16 protein-coding genes, 1 other RNA gene and 1 pseudogene are annotated in these 22,455 nt (G+C 66.4%); 13 read left to right on the top strand and 5 right to left on the bottom strand.

What is annotated here, in order from left to right; all coding sequences use genetic code 11:
• Positions 1 to 36 precede the first annotated feature (36 nt).
• Entirely contained in the window at positions 37 to 2,049 is a 2,013-nt protein-coding gene (locus tag G6N68_RS16265) for a PE family protein (protein WP_163714206.1), read from the top strand.
• 26 nt (positions 2,050 to 2,075) lie between these two features.
• Here G6N68_RS16265 and G6N68_RS16260 read toward each other — a convergent pair whose 3' ends face one another.
• The gene (locus G6N68_RS16260; protein WP_205351350.1) at positions 2,076 to 2,786 is read right to left on the bottom strand and encodes a 2OG-Fe(II) oxygenase; all 711 of its coding nucleotides are present in this window, start codon (positions 2,784 to 2,786) and stop codon (positions 2,076 to 2,078) included.
• 68 nt (positions 2,787 to 2,854) lie between these two features.
• Here G6N68_RS16260 and rnpB point away from each other — a divergent pair.
• Positions 2,855 to 3,254, top strand: an RNA gene (gene rnpB / locus G6N68_RS16255) — RNase P RNA component class A.
• A gap of 89 nt (positions 3,255 to 3,343) precedes the next feature.
• Here rnpB and G6N68_RS16250 read toward each other — a convergent pair.
• The 3 genes from G6N68_RS16250 to panB all read right to left on the bottom strand — a co-directional run bounded on the left by G6N68_RS16250 (position 3,344) and on the right by panB (position 6,434).
• Positions 3,344 to 3,739: a DUF2834 domain-containing protein gene (locus G6N68_RS16250; protein WP_163714202.1), complete on the bottom strand. Its 396-nt coding sequence runs from the start codon at positions 3,737 to 3,739 to the stop codon at positions 3,344 to 3,346.
• A 156-nt stretch (positions 3,740 to 3,895) separates the two neighbouring features.
• Positions 3,896 to 5,443: a CYTH and CHAD domain-containing protein gene (locus tag G6N68_RS16245; protein ID WP_163714199.1), complete on the bottom strand. Its 1,548-nt coding sequence runs from the start codon at positions 5,441 to 5,443 to the stop codon at positions 3,896 to 3,898.
• Positions 5,444 to 5,588: 145 nt separating this feature from the next.
• Positions 5,589 to 6,434: a 3-methyl-2-oxobutanoate hydroxymethyltransferase gene (panB, locus tag G6N68_RS16240; protein ID WP_163714196.1), complete on the bottom strand. Its 846-nt coding sequence runs from the start codon at positions 6,432 to 6,434 to the stop codon at positions 5,589 to 5,591.
• A gap of 131 nt (positions 6,435 to 6,565) precedes the next feature.
• On the opposite strand from panB, the gene G6N68_RS16235 reads away from it, so the two are divergent.
• The 10 genes and pseudogenes from G6N68_RS16235 to G6N68_RS16190 all read left to right on the top strand — a co-directional run.
• A complete protein-coding gene (locus G6N68_RS16235; protein WP_163714193.1) occupies positions 6,566 to 7,960 on the top strand; it encodes a WS/DGAT/MGAT family O-acyltransferase in 1,395 nt (464 codons plus the stop codon).
• 45 nt (positions 7,961 to 8,005) lie between these two features.
• Positions 8,006 to 9,565, top strand: coding sequence for an alpha/beta hydrolase (locus G6N68_RS16230; protein WP_163714190.1), 1,560 nt, complete (start codon positions 8,006 to 8,008; stop codon positions 9,563 to 9,565).
• Positions 9,566 to 9,679: 114 nt separating this feature from the next.
• A complete protein-coding gene (locus tag G6N68_RS16225; protein ID WP_163714187.1) occupies positions 9,680 to 11,224 on the top strand; it encodes an alpha/beta hydrolase in 1,545 nt (514 codons plus the stop codon).
• Between the two features lie 191 nt (positions 11,225 to 11,415).
• Positions 11,416 to 11,703 carry a hypothetical protein gene (locus G6N68_RS16220; protein WP_163714183.1) on the top strand — a complete coding sequence of 96 codons (288 nt, stop codon included), beginning with the start codon at positions 11,416 to 11,418 and terminating at the stop codon, positions 11,701 to 11,703.
• A 183-nt stretch (positions 11,704 to 11,886) separates the two neighbouring features.
• A complete protein-coding gene (gene glnA, locus G6N68_RS16215) occupies positions 11,887 to 13,227 on the top strand; it encodes a type I glutamate--ammonia ligase (protein ID WP_163714180.1) in 1,341 nt (446 codons plus the stop codon).
• An 88-nt stretch (positions 13,228 to 13,315) separates the two neighbouring features.
• Positions 13,316 to 16,294: a bifunctional [glutamine synthetase] adenylyltransferase/[glutamine synthetase]-adenylyl-L-tyrosine phosphorylase gene (locus G6N68_RS16210; protein ID WP_163714177.1), complete on the top strand. Its 2,979-nt coding sequence runs from the start codon at positions 13,316 to 13,318 to the stop codon at positions 16,292 to 16,294.
• Positions 16,295 to 16,335: 41 nt separating this feature from the next.
• The gene (locus G6N68_RS16205) at positions 16,336 to 16,950 is read left to right on the top strand and encodes a PaaI family thioesterase (RefSeq protein WP_371871700.1); all 615 of its coding nucleotides are present in this window, start codon (positions 16,336 to 16,338) and stop codon (positions 16,948 to 16,950) included.
• Complete coding sequence (locus G6N68_RS16200; protein WP_163714173.1) at positions 16,947 to 17,807, top strand: TIGR03619 family F420-dependent LLM class oxidoreductase; 861 nt, start codon at positions 16,947 to 16,949, stop codon at positions 17,805 to 17,807. The genes G6N68_RS16205 and G6N68_RS16200 overlap by 4 nt, the downstream gene beginning before the upstream one ends.
• A 168-nt stretch (positions 17,808 to 17,975) precedes the next feature.
• Entirely contained in the window at positions 17,976 to 18,479 is a 504-nt protein-coding gene (locus G6N68_RS16195; RefSeq protein WP_240355501.1) for a hypothetical protein, read from the top strand.
• Positions 18,480 to 18,675: 196 nt separating this feature from the next.
• Positions 18,676 to 20,043, top strand: a pseudogene (locus G6N68_RS16190) (PE family protein); the annotation flags it as partial.
• 71 nt (positions 20,044 to 20,114) lie between these two features.
• Here G6N68_RS16190 and glnA (G6N68_RS16185) read toward each other — a convergent pair.
• Complete coding sequence (gene glnA, locus G6N68_RS16185) at positions 20,115 to 21,551, bottom strand: type I glutamate--ammonia ligase (RefSeq protein ID WP_163714169.1); 1,437 nt, start codon at positions 21,549 to 21,551, stop codon at positions 20,115 to 20,117.
• 229 nt (positions 21,552 to 21,780) lie between these two features.
• Between glnA (G6N68_RS16185) and G6N68_RS16180 the strand changes: the two genes are divergently transcribed.
• The gene (locus G6N68_RS16180) at positions 21,781 to 22,203 is read left to right on the top strand and encodes an RDD family protein (protein ID WP_163714168.1); all 423 of its coding nucleotides are present in this window, start codon (positions 21,781 to 21,783) and stop codon (positions 22,201 to 22,203) included.
• The last annotated feature ends 252 nt before the right edge of the window (positions 22,204 to 22,455 follow it).

Raw genomic sequence — 22,455 nt, 5'->3', positions numbered from 1 at the left:
CAGCACCGAAGGACAGGAGCCAACCAGAGGTAAGTCGTGTCATACGTCATCGCTGCACCCGACGTCGTTCTACAGGCGGCATCAGAGTTGGCGGGTCTAGGTTCAGCGCTCAGCGAGGCCAACGCGGCTGCCGCGGGTCCGACCTCGGCCCTGCTCGCGGCGGGTGCCGATGAGGTGTCGTTAGCGATAGCAGCACTTTTTGCGGGGCACGGTCAGGCATATCAGGCGCTCAGCGGTCAGGTGCTGGCGTTTCATCAGCAGTTTGTTCAGACGCTAAGCAGTGCGAGCAGTGCCTACGCGTCTGCCGAGGCGGCCAACGCCTTGGCGGCGGCCTCGCCGCTGGAAACCCTGGAACAGCAAGTTCTGGGCGCTGTCAACGCACCGACCATGATGCTGATGGGGCGTCCACTCATCGGTAACGGCGCCGATGCCACCACGCCGGGCGGCAGTGGTGGTGATGGTGGATTGCTGTGGGGCAACGGTGGTAGCGGCGCCGCCGGGGCGTCGGTTGGCCAAGCCGGCGGAAGAGGAGGAAACGCAGGTCTATTCGGTCACGGCGGCAATGGTGGGGCCGGGGCGCCCGGCATTTCCACCACGGACGCCGTCGGCGGTAACGGCGGCGCTGGTGGGGCGGGCGGCAACGGCGGCTGGCTGTGGGGCAACGGCGGAGCCGGTGGCCAAGGCGGGATCGGCGGGTTGGGTGCACTCAACGCGGGTAACGGAGGAGCTGGCGGCGCCGGCGGGAACGCTGGGCTATTCGGCAACGGAGGCATCGGCGGTGCTGGCGGAGCTGGTAGGGCTGGACACAGCGGCAACCCCACATTCATCGGGACAAACCCCGCCGGGGCTGACGGCGCAGATGTTTCCAGCCAATTCACGATCACCGGCGGCAATGGCGAGCCCGGCGTCCCCGGAAACGCCTTGGTCAGCGGAGGCAAGGGCGGAGACGGCGGGTCCGCTACCGGGCTGCATCCGGGCATCTTCAACGATGTCACCGGCGGAAAGGGTGGGGCCGGCGGAGACGGCGCGAACGGCGGAAATGGTGGGAACGGCGGAGCAGGTATCCAGGAGTCGCTCGGGAACGGTACTTTCGCGTCCGGCAGCGCCACCGGAGGCAACGGAGGCGACGGGGGCAATGCCCTCGGCTTCGGAGGCAACGGTGGCAACGGTGGCAACGGCGGCGCCGCCACGAAGACCGCTTCAGGTCCGAACCCACAAGCGGGTGCCGCGGGTAACGGCGGCAACGGCTTTGTGGGCGCGGATGGTGGTGCCGGTGGTGCCGGTGGTGTCGGCGGTGCCGGTGGTCACGGCGGGCTGTTGGTCGGCAATGGCGGAGCCGGAGGCGCAGGCGGCGTCGGTGGCAACGCTGGTGCGGGCGCACTCGGTGGTGCCGGCGGCAACGGCGGAGCGGGCGGAGACACCAACGGAGGCTTCTTCGCTCAGTCCGTCAAAGGCGGCAGCGGCGGCGACGGCGCCAATGGCGGCAACGCCGGTGCCGCAGGGGTGGGCGGTGCCGGGGGCGCTGGCGGTGCCGCGGGGATTCTCTTCGGTGATGGCGGCGCGGGCGGTGCCGGCGGTGCGGGCGGCGCCGGTGCGGCCGGTGGCGGCGGTGGTTTGGGAGGTGCCGGTGGCGGCGGCGGGAATGCCACCACCTATCAACTGTTGGCCAATTCCGATCTTCAGGGCGGTGACGGCGGAAACGGCGGTCACGGGGGTGACGGCGGCAACGCTAGCGATGGGGCCGCCGGGGGCCGTGGCGGCGACGGCGGCAGTTCAGGCCTCATCGGCAAGGTGGGCATTGGCGGCCTAGGTGGCGCGGGTGGCGCGGGCGCCGCGGGCGGTGCCCTCGGCAAGGGCGGAAGCGGTGGCGGCGGTGGCACAGCGACCGCCAGCTTTAACAATCCGAATAACTCCCCAGAGCCCTCGCCGTCGGACTACGGCGCGGCCGGCGTCGCCGGGGACGACGGCACCGCGGGTGCTGGCAGCGTCGCCGGTGCAGCCGGTGGGAACGGCAATTCGGGCGCGCTGCGCGGGTTTCTGCCGATCTGAGTCCTGCTGGCTGGTAAAAACGTCCTTCATTCCGCGTCGTGGAAGATCAGGCCCATGGCATAGCGTTCACCGGACCGGATGGTCGAAAGCCCGTGCCGCACTGGCGAAGCCGACCATCCCCGAGTTGTGCGTACCGGACGGTCGCGGGTGGTGAAGACGAAGCCGTGGCCGTGCGGCAACTGTATTGCGGTGCCGCGGGATTGGGCCCGGAACCGCTGTTCGACGAGCAGGAATTCACCCCCGGTGTAGTCGGTGCCGGGGTCGCTGAGGTTGATGACCACCTGTAGCGGAAACACCAAGTCGCCGTACAGATCCTGATGCAACGCATTCCAGTCGTTGGTGCCGTATTTCAGGATCAGCGCGGTGGACCTGGTCTGGCCGGCGGCATGGCAGGTCGCCAGCCAATCGTCCAAGCTGTCCGGCCAGGGTGTGGGCCGACCCAGTTTGCTCCACCAGTCGCGGGCGATGGGTAGCAGCCGCGGATAGAGCGCTTGTTTGAGCCGTTCGATGGGCTCGGGATAGGGGGCGTGGAAGTAGCGGTACTGGCCGGCTCCATAACGCTTCGGCGCCATGTTGACGGTCGAGCGGAACAGGGTGTCGTCGTCGTAGAGCTTGCGGAGCCGCTTCGCCTCGGCGGGCGTGACCAGCTGCGGCAGCAACGCCCCGCCGAATTCGCTGACCTCCGCGGTAATGGCGTCCCAGTCCCCGGCGCTGACGCGGGCCTCCCACCGGGTCATCGACGTCCTTCCGACTGCTCTGGCGTGATGTGTCCACGATAAAGATCGGGTACCGTGATCGTCGCGGACGAGTTGGCCGGGCGGCCGCGGCTCGCGCGTCGAGTCGAGGAAAGTCCGGACTTCGCAGAGCAGGGTGATTGCTAACGGCAATCCGAGGTGACTCGCGGGAAAGTGCCACAGAAAACAGACCGCCACCCTCGCGGTGGTAAGGGTGAAAAGGTGCGGTAAGAGCGCACCAGCATCTCGGGTGACCGGGATGGCTTGGTAAACCCCACCCGAAGCAAGGCCAAGAAGGTCGCACCAAAAGTGCGGCCGCGCAGGCGTTTGAGGGTTGCTCGCCCGAGCCTGCGGGTAGGCCGCTTGAGGCACCCGGCGACGGTGTGTCCAGATGGATGGTCGCCGCCGTGCCGCCGTTGGCTAGGCCGTGGCGGTGCGGAACAGAATCCGGCTTACAGGCCAACTCGTCCGCCCCTTGGGGCGGTTCGCTGCGTCGATGTGTCCCTCCGTCGCCGAGTGTGAATCGCACGACGCGACACGCCGTGTTTCCGTCGTGGAATTCACGCTGGGTGGACCGGGGGACGATCCGTCGCACGGCTCATGCGAAGTTCGCGAGCGATCAGGAAGAGCGGAAAGATCACGCTTATCCCGATGAAGTAGGCGGCAACGATGTACGCCCACACGAAGCGCACGCCGTGCTTCCGTGCTTCGACCACCATGAGAATCGCGGCCGCGAGGCCGAGGAACAGGGCGTCGGCAGTGATGAACTTGGTAGCCGAATTGGCCTGGGTGTCGCGCCAGAACGTCACGAAGAAGTCGGCAGGCGATTGCAGGTACGGGCCAACGTGACTCCAGGTTGCGACGAAGGCGGCGACTGCGACGGCGCCGTAGACGGCGCAGAGGATTTTGCGAGAGGTGGGGAGCGATGACGCTTGGTCGTGGTCGGCTGTGGTCATGAGTTTTCAGGCTAGAACGAGTTGCGCTGCGCGACGAGTGTGAATCGCCCGACGTGACACGCCTAGTTCCCGTCGGGTGTTTCACGCTCGGCGGTCGAGGGCGAAGGCGGTTATGCGGGAACGACTCTCATGCGCGCCGAGGGCGCGGCCCGCCCCTCAGTGACGGGCTTTGCGCACCGCCTTGTCCAGTGCCCGCAGGGCGCCGTCAAGCTGAGCCCGGCACCGCTCGGCCAGGTCGGATTCCCGTTGGTACAGCAGGCCGTAGGTGAAGGTGTCCTCGCCCGCGGCATAGGCGGCGTCGGTCTGCTGAAGCAGATGCTCCTGGCTCACCACGCTGTCCTGATGGTCACCGAGCAATGTCTGGATCTCCTTGGCTTGCTGAGCCACGCCGTCGACGCCGACGGCCACCGCGGTGTAACGTAATTGCTTGGCGCGCTTGCGAATTCGGTGTAACGCCTCGTTGGGTGGGTGTTCGCCGGCTCCGTCGCCACCGGCGGCCGCCGCCGCGGCTTTCGCGGCCTTGCGCACCCGTCGATACGCACCCTCAATGTTGATCGGCTCGGCATCCTGACCGAAGGTAGCGATCGGGCGCTCGGTCACCAGCTCTTCGAGAGCGGCGAGCAGACGGAAGTACCTCTTCGATCGCATCGCCAGCAACGACCGCCGCAACCCCGCCTGATAACGGCGCTTGGCGCCCTCGACCAGACGTTCGCGAACCGGTCCACGCACCAGCGACGGGTCCAACTGATCCAATTGTCGCTGGTAGCGCTCGGCCAGCACCTCGGCGTCGCGAGCCACACCGAGCACCGCGGCGAGTTCACGGAGTTCGTCGAGCACCCACGCCCCGTCGGCCAAGCCGAACGAATCCTGTGATTCGCGGAGCAGACTGCGGATCTTCCGGGTGGTCACTCGCATCTGGTGCACGGAGTCTTCGACGTCGTCGCGCACGGCGCGGTCCCACACCAGCAACTCCTCGACGTGCTGGGCGACCGCGCGATGCACCGGGTCCGAGGGAGGCGTTCGTTGGGGGATCGGCGCGGACGACTCCAATACCCGGGCCAGCTTCGAGCCGTGTCCGGCGGGAGCCGCACCGGCATCGAGTAGTCGGTTGCTCAGCCGATTGAGCAGGTCGTGGGCGGCCGCACCGTTGGTCGACGCCGCCTGTTCCGAGAGCTCGAGTTCCCACTCATGCCACTGCTGTTCGGAGGACTCGCCTTCGACCTCGCTTGGGCTGCCGCCCGACCAGGCGGTGACGTGGTCGTTGCAGAACTCCGCCAACGCAGCGCCATCGGCGCCGTACAGCGTTTGGGTTTCGCGCTGGGTCGAGATCCGGGCAACCGGGCGGACTGGGCGGTCGCGAACGATCGCCAACACCACGTCCAGCAATTCGGGCGGCACGGCGTTCTCGTCTGCGCCGTCGGTGATCGGCGCGTGGATCTCGGTGCGCGAGTCGGGTCCCGACGGCAGTTTCAGATGCCACCCGGCGTCGGCACCGCCGGTACGTCGCCGCAGCGTGATCCGGTGGCGCGCCAAGTCCTGACCTGGTGTGTCGAAGTACACCGCGTCCAGCGTTTGGGTGGGTGATTTTTCGACCCGGGCCACAGCCGCGATGCCCTCGAATGACGGCGTCACCGTCGATTCGCCGACATCGAATTTGCGCTCGACTTCCTGATGTCGGCCCGTCTTGGACGCCTTACCGGGCATGTCCCCTCCGTGAGAGCGCTGCGTTTGCGCTCAAGGGTTCCTCCAGGAGCTTGCTTGAGCCCTCATAGAGTGCCATACCGGCGTTACGCCGTCGCCGTGACGTCAGGTCGCCGACCCGTCGGAAACAGAGGGCCGGAGCCGACCGTCAGAAGCAGTGCTCTTCGGCGGGGAAGGTCCCGCCGGCTACCTCTTCCGCGTACTGGATGGCCGCCCGGCGCAACTCGCCCCCGATGTCGGCGTAGCGCTTGACGAAGCGCGCCGCTTTGCCGCTGCTCAGGCCCGCCATGTCCTGCCACACCAGCACCTGGCCGTCGCAGTTCGGGCCGGCCCCAATGCCAACGGTCGGGATGGTGAGTTTGCCGGTGATCTGGGTGGCCAACTCGGCCGGCACCATCTCCATCACGACGGCGAACGCTCCGGCTTCGGCGACGGCGATGGCGTCGGCGATCGTCTGTTCGGCGGCGTCGCCACGGCCCTGCACCCGGAACCCGCCCAGGGTGTTCACGCTCTGCGGGGTGAAGCCCACGTGCGCCATCACGGGAATGCCGGCGGCGGTCAAACAGGCGATCTGCTCGGCCACTCGCTCGCCGCCCTCGAGCTTGACCGCGTGCGCGCCACCTTCCTTCATGAACCGGGTCGCGGCGGACAGTGCCGCGGCCGGGCCGGCCTCGTAGCTGCCAAAGGGCAGGTCGGCGACCACGAGCGCATGCGGTGCGCCGCGCACCACACCCCGCACCAGCGGAATGAGCTCGTCGATGGAAATCGGCACGGTGGTGTCGTAGCCGTAGACGACGTTGGCAGCCGAGTCGCCGACCAGCAGGACCGGAATGGCGGCGTCGTCGAAAACTTTCGCGGTCGAATAGTCGTAGGCCGTCAGCATGGCCCACTTGTGGCCTTCGGCCTTCCATTTCTGCAGGTGATGGGTGCGTACCTTGGTGCGCGGGGCGGGAGCTGCAGCCGCGCTGGACCCATAGAGGCGTTGCTCAGACATCGTTGTCCCTAGTGGTGGTCGGTTCGATCCTCGTGGCCTGATCAGGTCCCCGGGTTCGTCGGACCCTCCAAGTCTGCCATCTCACCCGCGTGAATGCACCGTGGGGTGCGCCACGCCTACCATCGTCTGTCATGCAGCGGCTCAGTGGACTCGACGCGAGTTTCCTCTATCTGGAAACCTCATCTCAGCCGATGCATGTTTGCTCGGCAATCGAACTCGACACGTCGACCATGCCGGGCGGCTACACCTTCGCCAAACTGCGCGAGGCGATGGCCGAGCGCATCAAGGCGATGCCGGAATTCCGCGAGAAGCTGGCCGACAATGCGTTGAACCTCGACCACCCGGTGTGGGTGGACGATGAGAACTTCCACATCGACCGGCACCTGCACCGCATCGGGCTACCCGCACCCGGTGGGCGCGCCGAGGTGGCGGAACTGTGCGGGCACATCGCGTCCTTGCCGCTGGATCGCCGGCGGCCGCTGTGGGAAATGTGGGTCATCGAGGGCGTCGCCGGCACTGACTGTCACCACGAAGGCCGGGTGGGGGTGTTCACCAAGGTGCACCATGCCTGTGTCGACGGGGTCACCGGCGCCAACCTGCTGTCGCAGCTGTGCACCACCGAGGCGGACGCGCCCTCGCCGGAGGCGCTCGACGGTGTCGGTGGCGGCAGCGGCTGGCAGATCGCCGCGGGCGGCTTGTTCCGGTTCGCCTCCCGCCCGCTACACCTGGCCAACGTAGTGCCCGACACCCTGGCGGGCGTGGTCTCGACCGCGCTGCGGGCGCTGGAGGGCCAGACCATGGCGCGGCCGTTCAAGGCGCCACGAACCGTGTTCAATGCCAGCATCAGCGGTCGGCGCAACATCGCCTACGCCCAGCTGAACCTCGACGACGTCAAGACGGTGAAGGACCGCTTCGGCGTGAAGGTCAACGACGTCGTGATGGCGTTGGTGTCCGGTGTCCTTCGGCAGTACTTGGCCGAGCGGAATGCGTTGCCCGACTCGTCCTTGGTGGCTTCGGTGCCGGTGTCTGTGCACGGCAAGTCCGATCGGCCGGGGCGCAACCAGGTCTCGGCGATGTTTTCCGACCTGCACTCCAACATCGCCGACCCGGCGGAGCGTCTCTGTGCCATTGCGCAAGCGAATTCCATTGCAAAACAACATAGTTCGGCCATCGGTGCCACATTGCTGCAGGATTGGACGCAATTCGCCGCGCCGGCCGTGTTCGGTGTCGCGATGCGCGTCTACGCCAAGACCCGGTTTACCGAGAGCTTTCCGGTGCACAACCTGGTGGTCTCCAACGTGCCGGGACCGCAGGTTCCCCTGTACCTGCTCGGCTGTGAAGTCAAGGCGATGTATCCGCTGGGGCCGATCTTCCATGGCTCGGGTCTCAACATCACCGTGATGTCGCTCAACGGCAAGCTCAACATCGGCCTCATCTCCTGCCCGGAATTGCTTCCAGACCTGTGGGAGATGGCCGACGAGTTTGCTGTCGGGATGGAAGAACTGCTCGCCACACCCGCCCAATAGGCCGCTCACCAGGCATCAAGAGATTTTCTGGCAGCATAGGGTGCCATGTGTCTGTCTCGCCGCGACCGAATCGCGCGCACGCTGCTGATTTGGACCGCGCTGGCCGCTGCCGTGACGGTCCTCGCTGGCTGCGTCCGAGTGGTTGCCGGGCATGGAAGCCGGGCCGAACCACTGTTGGGTGAGCCAATCGAGTGGACCCTGTGTCGCTCCGCCAGGCCGAATGTCAAGATTCCCGGTAATGCCCTGTGCGGGCGGTTGGCCGTTCCCGTCGACTACAACCATCCCGACGGCGACGTGGCCACGCTGGCGCTGATCCGTTTCCCCGCGACCGGAGACAAGATCGGGTCATTGGTCATCAACCCCGGTGGCCCCGGTGAATCCGGTATAGAGGCCGCGTTGGGCCTTTTCCAGTCGCTGCCCAAGCAGATCCATGAACGCTTCGATCTGGTCGGGTTCGACCCGCGCGGGGTGGCGGCCTCCCGCCCCGCGATCTGGTGCAACTCCGACGCCGACAATGACCGGCAGCGAACCGAGCCGCAGGTGGACTACAGCCCTGAGGGCGTGGCCCGGATGGAGAACGAGACCAAGGAGTTCATCCAGCGCTGCGTCGACAAGATGGGCAAGAACTTCCTGGCCAACGTGGGGACGGTCAACGTCGCCAAGGACCTGGACGCCATCCGCGCCGCGCTGGGCGACGAGAAACTCACCTACCTGGGCTACTCATATGGCACCCGGATCGGCTCCGCCTACGCCGAGGCCTTTCCCCAGCGGGTGCGCGCGATGATCCTCGACGGCGCCGTCGATCCCAACGCCGACCCCATCGAGGCAGACCTTCGCCAGGCCAAGGGATTTCAGGACGCATTCGACGACTACGCCGCGGACTGCGCCGGCAAGGATCTCAAGTGCCCGCTCGGCACCGACCCCGCCAAGGCCGTCGAGGTCTACCACAGTCTCATCGACCCGCTGGTGGACCCCGACGACCTGTGGAAGAGCAGACCCGCGAAGACCAACGATCCGCGGGGGCTGAGCTACAGCGACGCGATCGTGGGCACCATCATGGCGCTCTACTCCCCGAATTTGTGGCACTACCTGACGGAGGGCCTCGCGGAGCTGGCCGACGGCCGTGGCGACACGATGCTTGCGCTGGCCGACATGTACATGCGTCGTGATTCGAAGGGCCACTACAACAACTCCACCGACGCGCGGGTGGCGATCAATTGTGTTGACCAGCCGCCGGTTACCGATCGTGCCCGGGTCATCGAGGAAGACCGCCGGTCCCGCGAACTGGCGCCGTTCCTGAGCTACGGCAGCTTCACCGGCCATGCGCCGCTGGGTACCTGCGCGTTCTGGCCGGTGCCGCCCACCAGCACGCCGCACGCCGTGTCGGCGCCGGGGCTGCCGCCGACCGTCGTGGTGTCCACCACCCACGACCCGGCGACGCCGTACCAGGCCGGGGTTGACTTGGCGAACCAGCTACGCGGCTCGTTGTTGACCTACAACGGAACTCAACACACGGTGGTGTTCCAGGGCGAACCCTGCGTCGACGACTACGCCGTCGCCTATTTCATCGACGGCAAGACACCTCCGCCCGGCGCGAAGTGCTAGCGGCCCGAAGCCGGCCCCGAAGTTTGGCGACACGCGCATGCGAGAGCGGGATGAAACCAAGGCGTGATCGTTTCGCGCTGTCACGGGTATTCGTGGCTGACAAGATCAACGGCCATGCCTCGCGTCAAACACTCGAGTTCGGCGCTGTTCTCATTGGTGCTGGTACTCGGTGGCCCTGGCCTGCCGCTGGCCGGTGCCACTCCAGAACCCGATCCGGGCCACACTCAGAGCCCCTCGGCGCCGGTCGCGGCGCCTGTGCAGAACTGGGGCCCGTGCCGAGAATTCGTTGAAGACACCACCGATATCCCGACCGCACAGTGCATGACGGTCACGGTGCCGGTCGACTACGACAAACCCGGTGGGGCACAAGCCAAGTTGGCCGTCATCCGGGTGCCCGCGACGGGCCAGCGGATCGGATCGCTGCTCATCAACCCGGGTGGGCCCGGCGCATCTGCGGTCGACATGGTCGCCGGCATGGCACCCGTATTGAAGAACAGCGACCTGACCCGCCACTTCGATCTGGTGGGCTTCGACCCCAGAGGCGTAGGGCATTCGACCCCGGCCCTGCGGTGCCGCACCGACGCCGAGTTCGACGCCTTCCGGCGCGACCCGATGGTGGATTACAGCCCGGCGGGCGTGGCGCATATCGAGCAGGTCTATCGCGAGTTGGCCCAGCACTGCCTCGATCGGATGGGCCAGCAGTTCCTGGCCAACGCCGGGACCGCTTCGGCCGCCCGCGACATGGACATGGTCCGTCAGGCGCTGGGCGACCCGCAGCTCAACTACCTCGGATACAGCTACGGCACCGAGCTGGGCACCGCCTACCTCGAGCGGTTCGGCACCCACGTGCGCGCGATGGTGCTCGACGGCGCGATCGACCCGACGATCAGCCCGATCGAGGAGACCATCAACCAGATGGCGGGATTCCAGACCGCGTTCAATGACTACGCGCTGGATTGCGCCAAGAACCCCGGATGCCCGCTGGGCACCGACCCGACCCAGTTCGTCAACCGCTACCACGCCCTGGTGGACCCGCTGGTGCAAAAGCCGGGTAAGACGTCAGATCCGCGCGGCCTCAGTTACGCCGACGCGACCACCGGCACGATCAACGCGCTCTACACCCCGCAACACTGGAAGTACCTGACCAGCGGACTGCTCGGCTTGGCGCGACAGACCGACGCCGGCGACCTGCTGTTGCTCGCCGACGATTATCAAAACCGTGACCGCAACGGGCACTACGGCAACGACCAGGATGCGTTCAACGCGATCCGGTGTGTGGACGCGCCGACTCCGACGGACCCCGCGGCGTGGGTCGAGGCCGATCGACGGATCCGCCAGGTCGCGCCGTTCCTGAACTACGGGCAGTTCACCGGCTACGCCCCACGCGACCTGTGTGCGATGTGGCCAGTGCCGGCGACGTCGATCCCGCATGCCGCGGCGCCCGCGCCGCCGGGCCGGGCGGTCGTCATCTCCACCACGCATGACCCGGCCACTCCCTATCAGGCCGGAGTCGACCTGGCCCGCCAGTTGGGCGCTCCGCTCATTACCGTCGACGGGACCCAGCACACGGCGGCGTTGTCCGGCAACCAATGTGTGGACACCACGGTGCTGCGGTACTTCATCGAGCTCACGCTGCCGCCGGCGAACTTGCGCTGCTAGAACACCGCATTCGGCTGGGCCGCACGAAAATAAGCCGGCATCGCTACTTTCCGGACTGCTTCAGCTTCGCGCGGCGACCGGCCTGATTATGGGGGTGTGTTAGAAATTAGCCATGGTTGCGACTCGGGCGCATCAGTAGGCTTTGGCGCCACGCATGGCCTCGAGGCGGCGGGTTAACCCCATGGATCATCGTGGCGCTGTTGATTGGCATCGCGACGATCGGCTTGGGGGTCAAAGACCTGATCACGCCGATCGACATCGCCGAGGTGACCTGCGAAGAGCGCGTCTTGCCGCCGGGCGACTACTGCCTGGACGGTGGCAGCCAGTTCTCCTACGAGGAGATGCGGGCCAAGGAGACACACGGTCCGGAGAAGTCGCGAGAGGGAATCGCGTTGGTAGCCTTCGGCTCGGCAGCGCTCGTCGGTATTGGCGCCTGGGGAGTCTACCGACTGACCCGAAATCGACGTGGGCGAAAGTGATCGGAATGCCATCGCGAAAATACGTAGATGACTCAATTAAAATTTCGGTGCCACAATATTTAGGCATTGTCGGACCCCCGCCGCGGGTAAGAGCAGCTGTCGGTGTCAATTTTTGCGACGCGCAACGCGCCTGGTCTGGCATCGGTAACATGGAATTAACACAGCATGCCTAGTGTGCGAGGCATGGACCGACAGAAGGAATTTGTGCTACGCACGTTGGAAGAGCGCGACATCCGTTTTGTCCGCCTCTGGTTCACCGACGTGCTTGGTTTTCTCAAGTCGGTCGCTATTGCGCCAGCCGAGCTGGAGGGCGCGTTCGAGGAAGGCATCGGCTTCGACGGGTCGTCCATCGAGGGTTTCGCACGAGTCTCGGAATCCGACTGCGTCGCCCATCCCGATCCGTCGACGTTCCAGGTACTGCCCTGGACCACCGCCGCCGGTCACCACCACTCCGCCCGGATTTTCTGCGACATCACCATGCCCGACGGCTCGCCGTCCTGGGCAGACCCGCGACACGTGCTGCGGCGGCAGCTGACCAAGGCCAACGAGCTCGGCTTCTCTTGCTACGTGCACCCCGAGATCGAGTTCTTCCTGCTCAAGCCGGGGCCTGAGGACGGTTCGGAACCGGTCCCCGTCGACAACGCCGGCTACTTCGACCAAGCGGTCCACGAATCCGCGTCGAAGTTCCGCCGGAGGGCCATCGAAGCCCTTGAGTTCATGGGGATTTCGGTGGAATTCAGCCACCACGAGGGTGCGCCCGGTCAGCAGGAGATCGACCTGCGCTTCGCGGACGCGCTGTCGATGGCCGACAACGTGATGACCTTCCGTTACGTCATCAAGGAAGTGGCGTTGGAGAACGGCGCGCGGGCGTCGTTCATGCCCAAGCCGTTCGGACAGCATCCCGGGTCGGCGATGCACACCCACATGAGCCTCTTCGAAGGCGAGGTCAACGCGTTCCACAGCGACGACGACCCACTGCAGCTGTCTGATGTCGGCAAATCGTTCATCGCCGGAATCCTCGAGCACGCGTCGGAGATCAGTGCCGTCACCAACCAGTGGGTCAACTCGTACAAGCGGCTCGTGCATGGTGGTGAGGCGCCCACCGCCGCCTCCTGGGGTGCGGCCAACCGATCCGCGTTGGTCCGAGTGCCCATGTACACGCCGCACAAGACCTCCTCGCGGCGGATCGAGGTGCGCAGCCCCGACTCGGCCTGCAACCCGTACCTGGCGTTCGCGGTGTTGCTGGCCGCCGGGCTGCGTGGCGTGGAGAAGGGCTACGTGTTGGCTCCGGAGGCCGAGGACAACGTGTGGGATCTGACGCCCGAGGAACGACGCGCGATGGGCTACCGCGAGCTGCCGTCCAGCCTGGACGCCGCGTTGCGGGCGATGGAGTCCTCGGAGCTGGTGGCGGAAGCGTTGGGGGAGCACGTGTTTGATTTCTTCCTGCGCAACAAGCGCCGGGAGTGGGCGAACTACCGCAGTCACGTCACTCCGTTTGAGCTGAAGACCTACCTGTCGCTTTGACGGCGGCCTAGCCGCTCGATCCGACCGGGCCGTCAGGCAGGCGGGCGGCTCGGCAGCAGCCGCACGGTCGTGCGCTACCGTCAAGGTCGTGACCAAGCCCGCGACGCAGCGACCAAAGTTGCCCAGTGTCGGCCGCCTTGGCCTAATCGACCCGCAGGCAGAAGAGCGGCTTACCCAGCTGGGATGGGATAAGGACGACCAGGCTCACATCGATCTGTTGTGGGCGCTGTCGCGCGCCCCGGACGCCGACGCCGCGCTGCGGGCGTTGGTGCGGTTGTCCGAGACGCCGGATTCCGACTGGGATGAGCTGAACGCCGCGCTGCTGCGCGAGCGCCCGCTGCGGGGACGGTTGTTTGCAGTCCTGGGCGCGTCGTTGGCGCTGGGGGAACACCTGGTCGCCCACCCGCAATCGTGGAAGCTGCTGCGCGGCAAGGTGGGACTGCCCTCGGCGGAGCAACTGCGGGCATCGTTCATCGAGTGTGTCGAGGAAGCGCTGGACTCGCCGAACACGATTGCGCAACGGCTGCAGACGGTGTACCGCGACGAACTGCTGGTGTTGGCGGCGCTCGATTTGGCGGCGACGGTCGAGGACGAACCGGTCGTGCCGTTCACGGTGGTCGGCGCGCACCTGGCCGACATGGCGGACGCGGCCTTGGCGGCCTCCCTTCGCGCCGCCGAGGCAACGATCTGCGGGGACCGTCCACCGCCGCGGCTCGCGGTGATCGCGATGGGCAAATGCGGTGCGCGCGAACTCAATTACGTCAGCGACGTCGACGTCATCTTCGTCGGCGAGAACGCCGACCCGCTCACCATCCGCCTTGCCGGTGAGATGATGCGGATCGCCTCGACCGCGTGTTTCCAGGTCGACGCGGGGCTGCGGCCCGAGGGCCGCAGCGGTGAACTGGTTCGCACCCTCGACTCGCACAAGGCCTACTACCAGCGTTGGGCCAAGACGTGGGAGTTCCAGGCGCTGCTCAAAGCCCGCCCGGCGGTCGGCGATATGGAACTCGGCCAGGCCTACATGGAAGCGCTCATGCCGATGGTGTGGACCGCCTGCGAGCGCGAAGATTTCGTCGCCGAGGTGCAGGCGATGCGACGCCGAGTCGAGCAGCTGGTTCCGGCCGAAGTCCGGGGCCGCGAACTCAAACTCGGCAGCGGAGGATTGCGGGACGTCGAGTTCGCGGTGCAACTGCTGCAGTTGGTACACGGTCGTAGTGACGATTCACTGCACGTGGCTTCCACCGTCGATGCTTTGGCGGCGCTGGGCGAGGGCGGATACATCGGTCGCGAAGACGCGGCCAACCTCACCGCGTCCTACGAGTTTCTCCGGCTGCTCGAGCACCGATTGCAGCTGCAACGGCTCAAGCGCACGCACCTGCTACCCGAGGCCGACGACGAGGAAGCGGTGCGCTGGCTGGCGCGGGCCGCCCACATCAGGCCCGACGGGCGGCACGACGCGGCCGGGGTGCTGCGCGAGGAGCTGAAACACCAGAACGTGCGGGTATCCCGGCTGCACGCCAAGCTGTTCTACCAGCCGTTGCTGGAATCCATCGGTCCGGCGGGCCTGGAAATCGCGGGCCGCGGAATGACGTCGGAGGCCGCCGAGCGTCAGCTGGCCGCATTGGGCTACCTCAACCCGAAGTCGGCGTTGAAGCACATGTCCGCGTTGGTCAATCAGAGCGGACGGCGCGGGCGGGTGCAGTCGGTGCTGCTGCCCAGGTTGTTGGACTGGATGTCGGATGCCCCCGACCCCGACAGCGGGCTGCTGGCCTACCGTCGGCTCAGCGAGGCGGCGGCAAACCAGACCTGGTATCTGGCGACGCTGCGCGACAAGGCCGCCGTGGCCAAGCGACTCATGCACGTGCTGGGTACTTCTGCGTATGTGGCAGATCTGTTGATGCGAGCGCCGGGGGTCATCCAGCAATACAGCGACGGTCCATCGGGCCCCAAACTGCTGGAAACCGAACCCGCCGCGGTCGCTCGCTCGCTCGTCGCGTCGGCGAGCCGCTATGACGATCCGGAGCGGGCCATCGCCGGCGCCCGCACGCTGCGGCGTCGGGAACTGGCCCGGATCGCTTCGGCGGACCTGCTCGGCCTGCTTGAAGTCACGGAGGTCTGCTCGGCGCTGACGTCGGTATGGGTGGCGGTGCTACAGGCCGCCTTGGACGCGATGATCCGCGCCCACCAACCCGAGGACGGCCCGGCGCCGGCCAAGATCGCGGTCATCGGCATGGGCAGGCTGGGTGGCGCCGAACTGGGTTACGGGTCCGATGCCGACGTCATGTTCGTCTGCGAGCCGGTCAGCGGGGCCGAGGACTCGCAGGCGGTGAAATGGGCGACCATGATCGCCGAGAACACCCGAAAACTGTTGGGCGCCCCCAGCGTCGACCCGCCGCTGGAAGTCGACGCGAATCTGCGGCCAGAGGGTCGCAATGGTCCACTGGTGCGCACCCTGGCCTCTTACGAGGCCTACTACCAGCAGTGGGCTCAACCGTGGGAAATTCAGGCGCTGCTACGGGCGCACGCGGTCGCCGGCGACGCGGAACTGGGCCAACGGTTCCTGCTGATGATCGACAAGACGCGGTATCCACCCGATGGGGTGTCCTCCGAAGCGGTTCGAGAGATCCGCCGCATCAAGGCGCGCGTCGACTCCGAGCGGTTGCCCCGCGGCGCCGACCCCAATACGCACACCAAGTTGGGACGCGGGGGCCTGGCCGACATCGAGTGGACCGTCCAGCTGCTGCAGTTGCGGCATGCCCACGAGATCGAGGCGCTGCACAACACCTCGACGCTGCAGTCGTTGGACGCGATCGCCGAGGCCAAACTGGTTCCCCCGGACGAAGTAGACCTGCTCCGGCACGCGTGGCTGACGGCCACGCGGGCACGCAACGCGCTGGTGCTGGTGCGCGGCAAACCGGCCGACCAGCTGCCGGGACCGGGACGCCAGCTCAACGCCGTCGCGGTCGCAGCGGGCTGGAAGAACGGTGACGGGGGAGAGTTCCTGGACAACTATCTGCGAGTCACCCGACGGGCAAAGGCGGTTGTACGCAAGGTGTTTGAGACTTGAGTCAGGACGCCGACAAGCTGGAGTCCCCGCTGGGGGCAGTAATGTTCGAGGAGTTGAGCGCGGCGGAGGCCGAACGGGTGACCGCCCTATACGCGCCGCTGGCCGATGCCGTCCGTGAGCTCGTCGAGGCGACCATCCGGACCGAGGCCGACGATGACGTCGTCGCCCAGGCACGGAGCGCGATCGAGGAGGTCACGCGGTCGTTGCGGCAACGGACCCGTTCCGCCGGCGTGAGCTACCGCGTCGGCGATCGTCCGCTGCCGTTGGGCAATGCAGCGATCGGGGTATGCAATCCGATCGCGCCGCCCATCGTCGTGCATCACGAGGGCGGCGGACGCTGCTGGGCGGAGTTCGTCCTGGGTTGCGCATACGAGGGCCCGCCCACCCTGGTGCATGGCGGCGTGAGCGCGCTGGTGCTCGACCACATGCTCGGCGAGGCGGCCAGCGAGGGGCTTTCCAAGCCGCGCTTCACCGGCACGATCACGGTGAAGTATTTGCGCGGCACTCCGCTCGGGCCGCTGCGTTGCGACGCATGGATAGAACGCAGAGAGGGCGTCAAAGTGTTTGCCCGAGGCAACATCTCGGACGCACAAGGGATCACCGTCGAGGCCGAAGGTGTCTTCATCGAGCCGTCGTGGGCGAGGAACGGGCAGTGAAGTTCTACGTCAGCAGCGCCTTCCTGGATACTCGCGAGATCATCGAGATTGCCAAGGCCGCAGACGAACTCGGCTACGACGGACTGGGGATCCCGGACCACGTCGTGAACCTGGAGACCCTGGAGACGCCGTACCCGTACACCAAAGACGGTCAACGACGCTGGCAGCCTTTCACCGACTGGCCCGATCCCTGGGTTCTCGTCGGCGCGCTGGCGCAGGTCACCACCAGGCTGAAGTTCGTCACCACCGTCTACATCCCGGCCATGCGAAACCCTTATTCGGCCGCCAAAGCCATTGGTACCGCTGCCGTTTTGGCGTCTGGGCGGGTGGAGCTCGGCATCGGCGTCGGCTGGTGCCGCGAGGAGTTCGATCTGATGGGTGAACCGTTCGCAGCTCGCGGCAAACGCACCGACGAGATGATCGAACTGATGCGGGCGCTGTGGGAACCGGGCTGGACGGAATTCGACGGCGAGTTCTACCACGCACCGCGCTTGGAGATGCAGCCCACGCCGCCGCCAATCCCGGTGTACGGTGGCGGACTCAGTGACATCGCGCTGCGTCGCGCGGCTCGGTACGACGGCTGGATCGGAGATTTGATCAAGACCGACCGGGCCATCGAGAGGGTGGGCCGGCTGCGCGAGTTGCGCGCCGAAAACGGGCTGTCGATGGACGATTTCGCGATCCTCACACCGCTGACCGACTCCTTCACCCCAGCCGACTATCAGCGGGCCGAGGACGCCGGTATCACCGGGATCATCACCATGCCGTGGATGTTCTACGCCGGTCCTGACGCGAGCCTGTCCGACAAGATCAATGGCATGGAGCGGTTTCGCAAGGACCTCGGTCTCGACGGGTAGCGGCAAGCTGGTGGGTGGCGCGGGCACCGCCACCGATGTTGATGCTGCGTCTAGGGCGCAAAAGTGTGAGAGCACCCCGCCCCCAATGCAGAATCAACGCAGAGGTGCCGCGGTGGCCAGTAGCCAGCCGGCTCGGCTACTGTCCTCACAGATCCCCAGGGAGAAAACGTGAAGCACACAGCCTCTTGTTTGGCGGCCACGGCGGTGGCGATCAGTATGGCGGTTGCGGGCTGCGGCGGTTCACCCAAGTCGGGCACCGCGACAACTTCGCCGGCTGGTTCGACGACGGAGACCACCACCACGACGTCTCAAACCGGCAGGCCCAGCAGCTCGGCCGCCGATCTGCGAAAGCTCATTCCTACGCCGCTGGGCACCCAACGGACCGACGGCCCGGACGACATCCAGGACAACGGAATCCATCTGCACTTCCTGGTCAATGGATCGCCCGGCGATGTCATGAGCGCGTATCAGACTGCGCTGCAAGGCATGAGCTGGGCGGTGAATGTCGAGAGTTCGGGCGGTGGCGGCGGAGGCGGCGGCGCGACCTACACCGGGACCAACGGGAACAATTACGGTGTGTTCGACGGGGGTGGATACCGCGGCACGACCGACCTCGACGTCTGCGTCTGGCCGTCGAAGCCGTCGAACACCAAGTGCGGACGACGCGGCTAGCGCTTTTTGCGTCCATCGCGGGTGCGCTCTAGGGCAAGGCTCACGTCCTGAGCTGATCTTGACGATCCGCACTTGAGTAGTCGATTACTCACGCCGCCCTCGTCTTTTGCCCCCAGGCTCAGTGATACGGGACCTACTTACTCCCATCCGGTGATGTGCGGTCTCGTCCGAGCCGACGAGCAAGGAGTGAACCGACATGTCGTTTATGATCGCCGCCCCGGAGCTGATAACCGCGGCGGCTTCCCATTTGGGCAGCATCGAATCGGCGCTAAGTGCGGCGAACGCGGCAGCTATCGTCCCTACGACGGCAGTGCTCGCTGCGGGCGCCGATGAGGTGTCGGCGGCCATCGCGGCGGTGCTTTCCGCGTGCGGCCAGGAATATCAGGCGGCCAGCGCGCGGGCGGCGGCTTTTCAGGCCGAGTTTCTGCAAGCGTTGACCGCCGGTGCGGGCTCATACGCCAGCGCGGAGTCCGCCGCCGCCGCGCCTCTGCAAGATGTGCTGAATTTGATCAATCAGCCCTTCCTGGCGGTGACCGGGCGCCCGCTAATTGGCAACGGCGCTCCCGGGCAGGCGGGAACTGGGCAAGACGGAGCCCCGGGCGGGTGGTTGTACGGCAACGGCGGTGCCGGTGGGTCTGGCGGTAACACCAACCGAAATGGCGGCAGCGGAGGGTCTGCCGGTCTAATCGGCAACGGCGGGGCGGGCGGAGACGCCGCGTCCTCCGGCGGCGTCGGCGGGATCGGCGGCCGCGGCGGCAACGCCATGTTGTTCGGCAACGGTGGGCCTGGCGGGTGGGGAGGATTTACCATTGCCGCCGCGCAAACCGGTGGCGCCGGGGGAGTGGGCGGAAACGCCGGCCTGCTTTGGGGCGCCCCGGGGACCGGTGGGGCCGGCGGGCCGTCGCTCTTCGGTCCCGGCGGGGCCGGCGGAGCCGGCGGGGTTGGCGGGCTATTCGCGAGCGGCGGTTACGGCGGGGTGGGCGGTACGGCTTTCAATAATGGCGGCCTCGGAGGGGCCGGCGGAGCAGGCGGAGTCGGGGGCCTGTTCGGCGCTGGCGGTGCAGGTGGCACCGGCGGGGCGGGGCACATTGGCGGGGTCGGCGGGGCTGGCGGCAGTGCCGGCATGCTGGCCGTTGGTGCGACCGGTGGCGCCGGAGGTAGCGGCGGATTCAGCAATGTCGCAATCGACGGGGTCGGTGGAGCAGGCGGTGCCGGCGGAAATGGGAACCTATTTTTCGGTGATGGTGGCAGCGGCGGCGCCGGCGGGTTCGGCACCACAGGAGGGGTCGGGGGAACTGGGGGGAATGCCGGATTCTTCTTCGGCTCCGGCGGTACCGGCGGCACCGGCGGCGCCAGCGGGATCACGGGTGGCGCTGGAGGAGCCGGTGGCCAGTCCGGACTGATTGGCAATGGCGGTGATGGCGGCGCTGGAGGCACCGCCCCCAACACTGGCGCCGGCGGAGCTGGCGGCAATGCCGTGCTGATCGGCAACGGTGGCGCCGGCGGAAGCGGTCAACCATCGGGTAACGGGGGCACCGGCGGACTGCTGCTCGGACTGGACGGGTAAGCGGTAATCGTCGACCTAACGACAAAGCCCGCTCGGCGGGAGCCAAGCGGGCTTTGATCGCAACGTCTTTACACGTCGTAGTACAGCGCGAACTCGTACGGGTGCGGACGAACGTTGATCGGGTCGATCTCGTTCTCCCGCTTGAAGGAGATCCACGTCTCGATCAGGTCGGTGGTGAACACGCCACCTTCCGTGAGGTATTCGTGGTCGGCCTCCAGCCGGTCGATCACGGCCGCCAACTGGGTGGGGGCCTGCGGGATGTTCGCAGCCTCCTCCGGCGGCAGCTCGTAGAGGTCCTTGTCGACCGGCGCCTGCGGCTCGATCTTGTTCTTGATGCCGTCCAGGCCGGCCATCAGCATGGCCGCGAACGCCAGGTACGGGTTGCCCGACGAGTCGGGGCAACGGAACTCAAGCCGCTTGGCCTTCGGGTTGCTGCCGGTGATCGGAATACGAACACAGGCACTGCGGTTCCGCTGGCTGTAGACCAGGTTGATCGGCGCCTCGTAGCCGGGGACAAGCCGCTTGTAGGAGTTGACCGTCGGGTTGGTGAACGCCAGCAGCGACGGCGCGTGATGCAGCAGGCCGCCAATGTAGTGGCGAGCGGTGTCCGACAGGCCGGCGTAACCTGTCTCGTCGTACATGAGCGGGCTGCCGTCCTTCCACAGCGACTGGTGGGTGTGCATACCCGAACCGTTGTCACCGTAGAGCGGCTTCGGCATGAACGTCACGGTCTTGCCGTGCTGCCATGCGGTGTTCTTCACGATGTACTTGTACAGCTGCATGTCGTCGGCGGCGTGTAGCAGCGTGTTGAACTTGTAGTTGATCTCGGCCTGACCGCCGGAACCCACCTCGTGGTGGCCCTTCTCCAAGCTGAAGCCGGCGTTGATCAGGTTCCTGAGCATCTCGTCGCGCAGGTCCACGTAGTGGTCGACGGGGGCCACTGGGAAGTAACCGCCCTTGGGGCGGACCTTGTAGCCGCGGTTCGGGCTGCCGTCCTCCTCGTTGGCCGAACCGGTGTTCCACCAACCGGAGATCGCGTCCACCTCGTAGAACGAGCCGTTGGTGCGCGAGTCGAAGCTGACCGAGTCGAAGATGTAGAACTCGGCCTCGGCGCCGAAGTAGGCGGTGTCCGCGATTCCCGTGCTGACCAGGTAGTTCTCGGCCTTGCGGGCGACGTTTCGGGGGTCGCGCGAGTAGGCCTCGAGGGTGAACGGGTCGTGCACGAAGAAGTTGAGGTTCAGCGTCTTGGCGGCGCGGAACGGGTCGATCACTGCGGTTGCCGGGTCCGGAAGCAGGAGCATGTCGGACTCGTGGATCGACTGGAACCCGCGAATCGACGAGCCGTCGAAGGCCAAGCCGTCTTCAAACACGCTCTCGTCGAAGAAGGAAAGCGGGATTGTGAAGTGCTGCATGGTGCCAGGCAGGTCACAGAACCGGACGTCGATAAATTCGACGTTCTCGTCCTTGGCGAGTTTGAAGACGTCGTCGGGCGTCTTATCGGTCACAGATGTGCTCCTTTACTTGATAATTCGCGGCCGACGCTAGGGAGCCGTTGTTGCGCGTCAGTCAACCCTGTGTTGCGCGGACGTTACGTGACCCCAGCACCCATCGGATAAGTCGCGCTGGCGCCGAACCCTATTGTGAAGCCATGGCCGACGAGATCGTAACTGGTGGCCGGGGATGCCGCGCAGGTAAGCCCTCCCCCTGGAAGTTCAAAATGCCGGTGCTGGTCGCATGACGTCGGGATCACCGGACAGTTACCCGGGCAAATCGCTGGGATTACCGCAGGCTGGGCCCGGTTCCCTGGCCGGGATGGGACGCCGGCTGGGCGCCCTCTTGATCGACTGGCTGATTGCGTATGGCTTGGCGGCATTGGCCTACCGCTTTGGTGTGGTGCCGATGGCGGCGCTGTCCACGGCGGTCCTGGCGGTTTGGCTGGTGCTTGGCGTGGTGGCGGTGCGCCTCTTCGGCTTCACTCCGGGGCAGATGGTGCTGGGCCTGCAGGTGGGATCCGTGGACCACCGGGTACCGGTGGGGATCGGCCGACTGTTGGCGAGGGGCCTGCTGATCGCACTGGTAGTGCCGCCACTGTTCACCGACGCCGACGGGCGCGGTCTGCAGGACCGGCTGACGGGCACGGCGGTGGTGCGGCGCTGAACCACCGCCGCTGCCGCCGTTGCCGATGAGCGGGCGTTCGAATTGGCCGCGATGTCAGGCGTTTCCGTGAAATGAATGCCGGAAGGCATTATTTCCTCGGCGGATGTTTGAAAAATTGAAAATAGCCACTGCTCAGAGAATCGATTTTTGTAAAGGTGCTTACAGCGCGTTCGACGTGGCAGGAAGGCCACTCGGGATGCAGCGGTAGCTTCGCGCAATAACCAATTGCTGCGCGCCCGTTGATTTTGGTGA

The organism is Mycobacterium bourgelatii (assembly GCF_010723575.1).
Lineage (GTDB): Bacteria > Actinomycetota > Actinomycetes > Mycobacteriales > Mycobacteriaceae > Mycobacterium > Mycobacterium bourgelatii.
This window is presented reverse-complemented; position numbering and strand designations above follow the sequence as displayed.

Coding starts and splice junctions, on each gene's coding strand:
- G6N68_RS16205 (WP_371871700.1), top strand. CDS start 16,336: ATGTTCGAGGAGTTGAGCGCGGCGGAGGCCGAACGGGTGACCGCCCTA.
- G6N68_RS16250 (WP_163714202.1), bottom strand. CDS start 3,739: ATGACCACAGCCGACCACGACCAAGCGTCATCGCTCCCCACCTCTCGC.
- G6N68_RS16245 (WP_163714199.1), bottom strand. CDS start 5,443: ATGCCCGGTAAGGCGTCCAAGACGGGCCGACATCAGGAAGTCGAGCGC.
- G6N68_RS16225 (WP_163714187.1), top strand. CDS start 9,680: ATGCCTCGCGTCAAACACTCGAGTTCGGCGCTGTTCTCATTGGTGCTG.
- G6N68_RS16260 (WP_205351350.1), bottom strand. CDS start 2,786: ATGACCCGGTGGGAGGCCCGCGTCAGCGCCGGGGACTGGGACGCCATT.
- G6N68_RS16180 (WP_163714168.1), top strand. CDS start 21,781: ATGACGTCGGGATCACCGGACAGTTACCCGGGCAAATCGCTGGGATTA.
- glnA (WP_163714180.1), top strand. CDS start 11,887: ATGGACCGACAGAAGGAATTTGTGCTACGCACGTTGGAAGAGCGCGAC.
- G6N68_RS16230 (WP_163714190.1), top strand. CDS start 8,006: ATGTGTCTGTCTCGCCGCGACCGAATCGCGCGCACGCTGCTGATTTGG.
- panB (WP_163714196.1), bottom strand. CDS start 6,434: ATGTCTGAGCAACGCCTCTATGGGTCCAGCGCGGCTGCAGCTCCCGCC.
- G6N68_RS16235 (WP_163714193.1), top strand. CDS start 6,566: ATGCAGCGGCTCAGTGGACTCGACGCGAGTTTCCTCTATCTGGAAACC.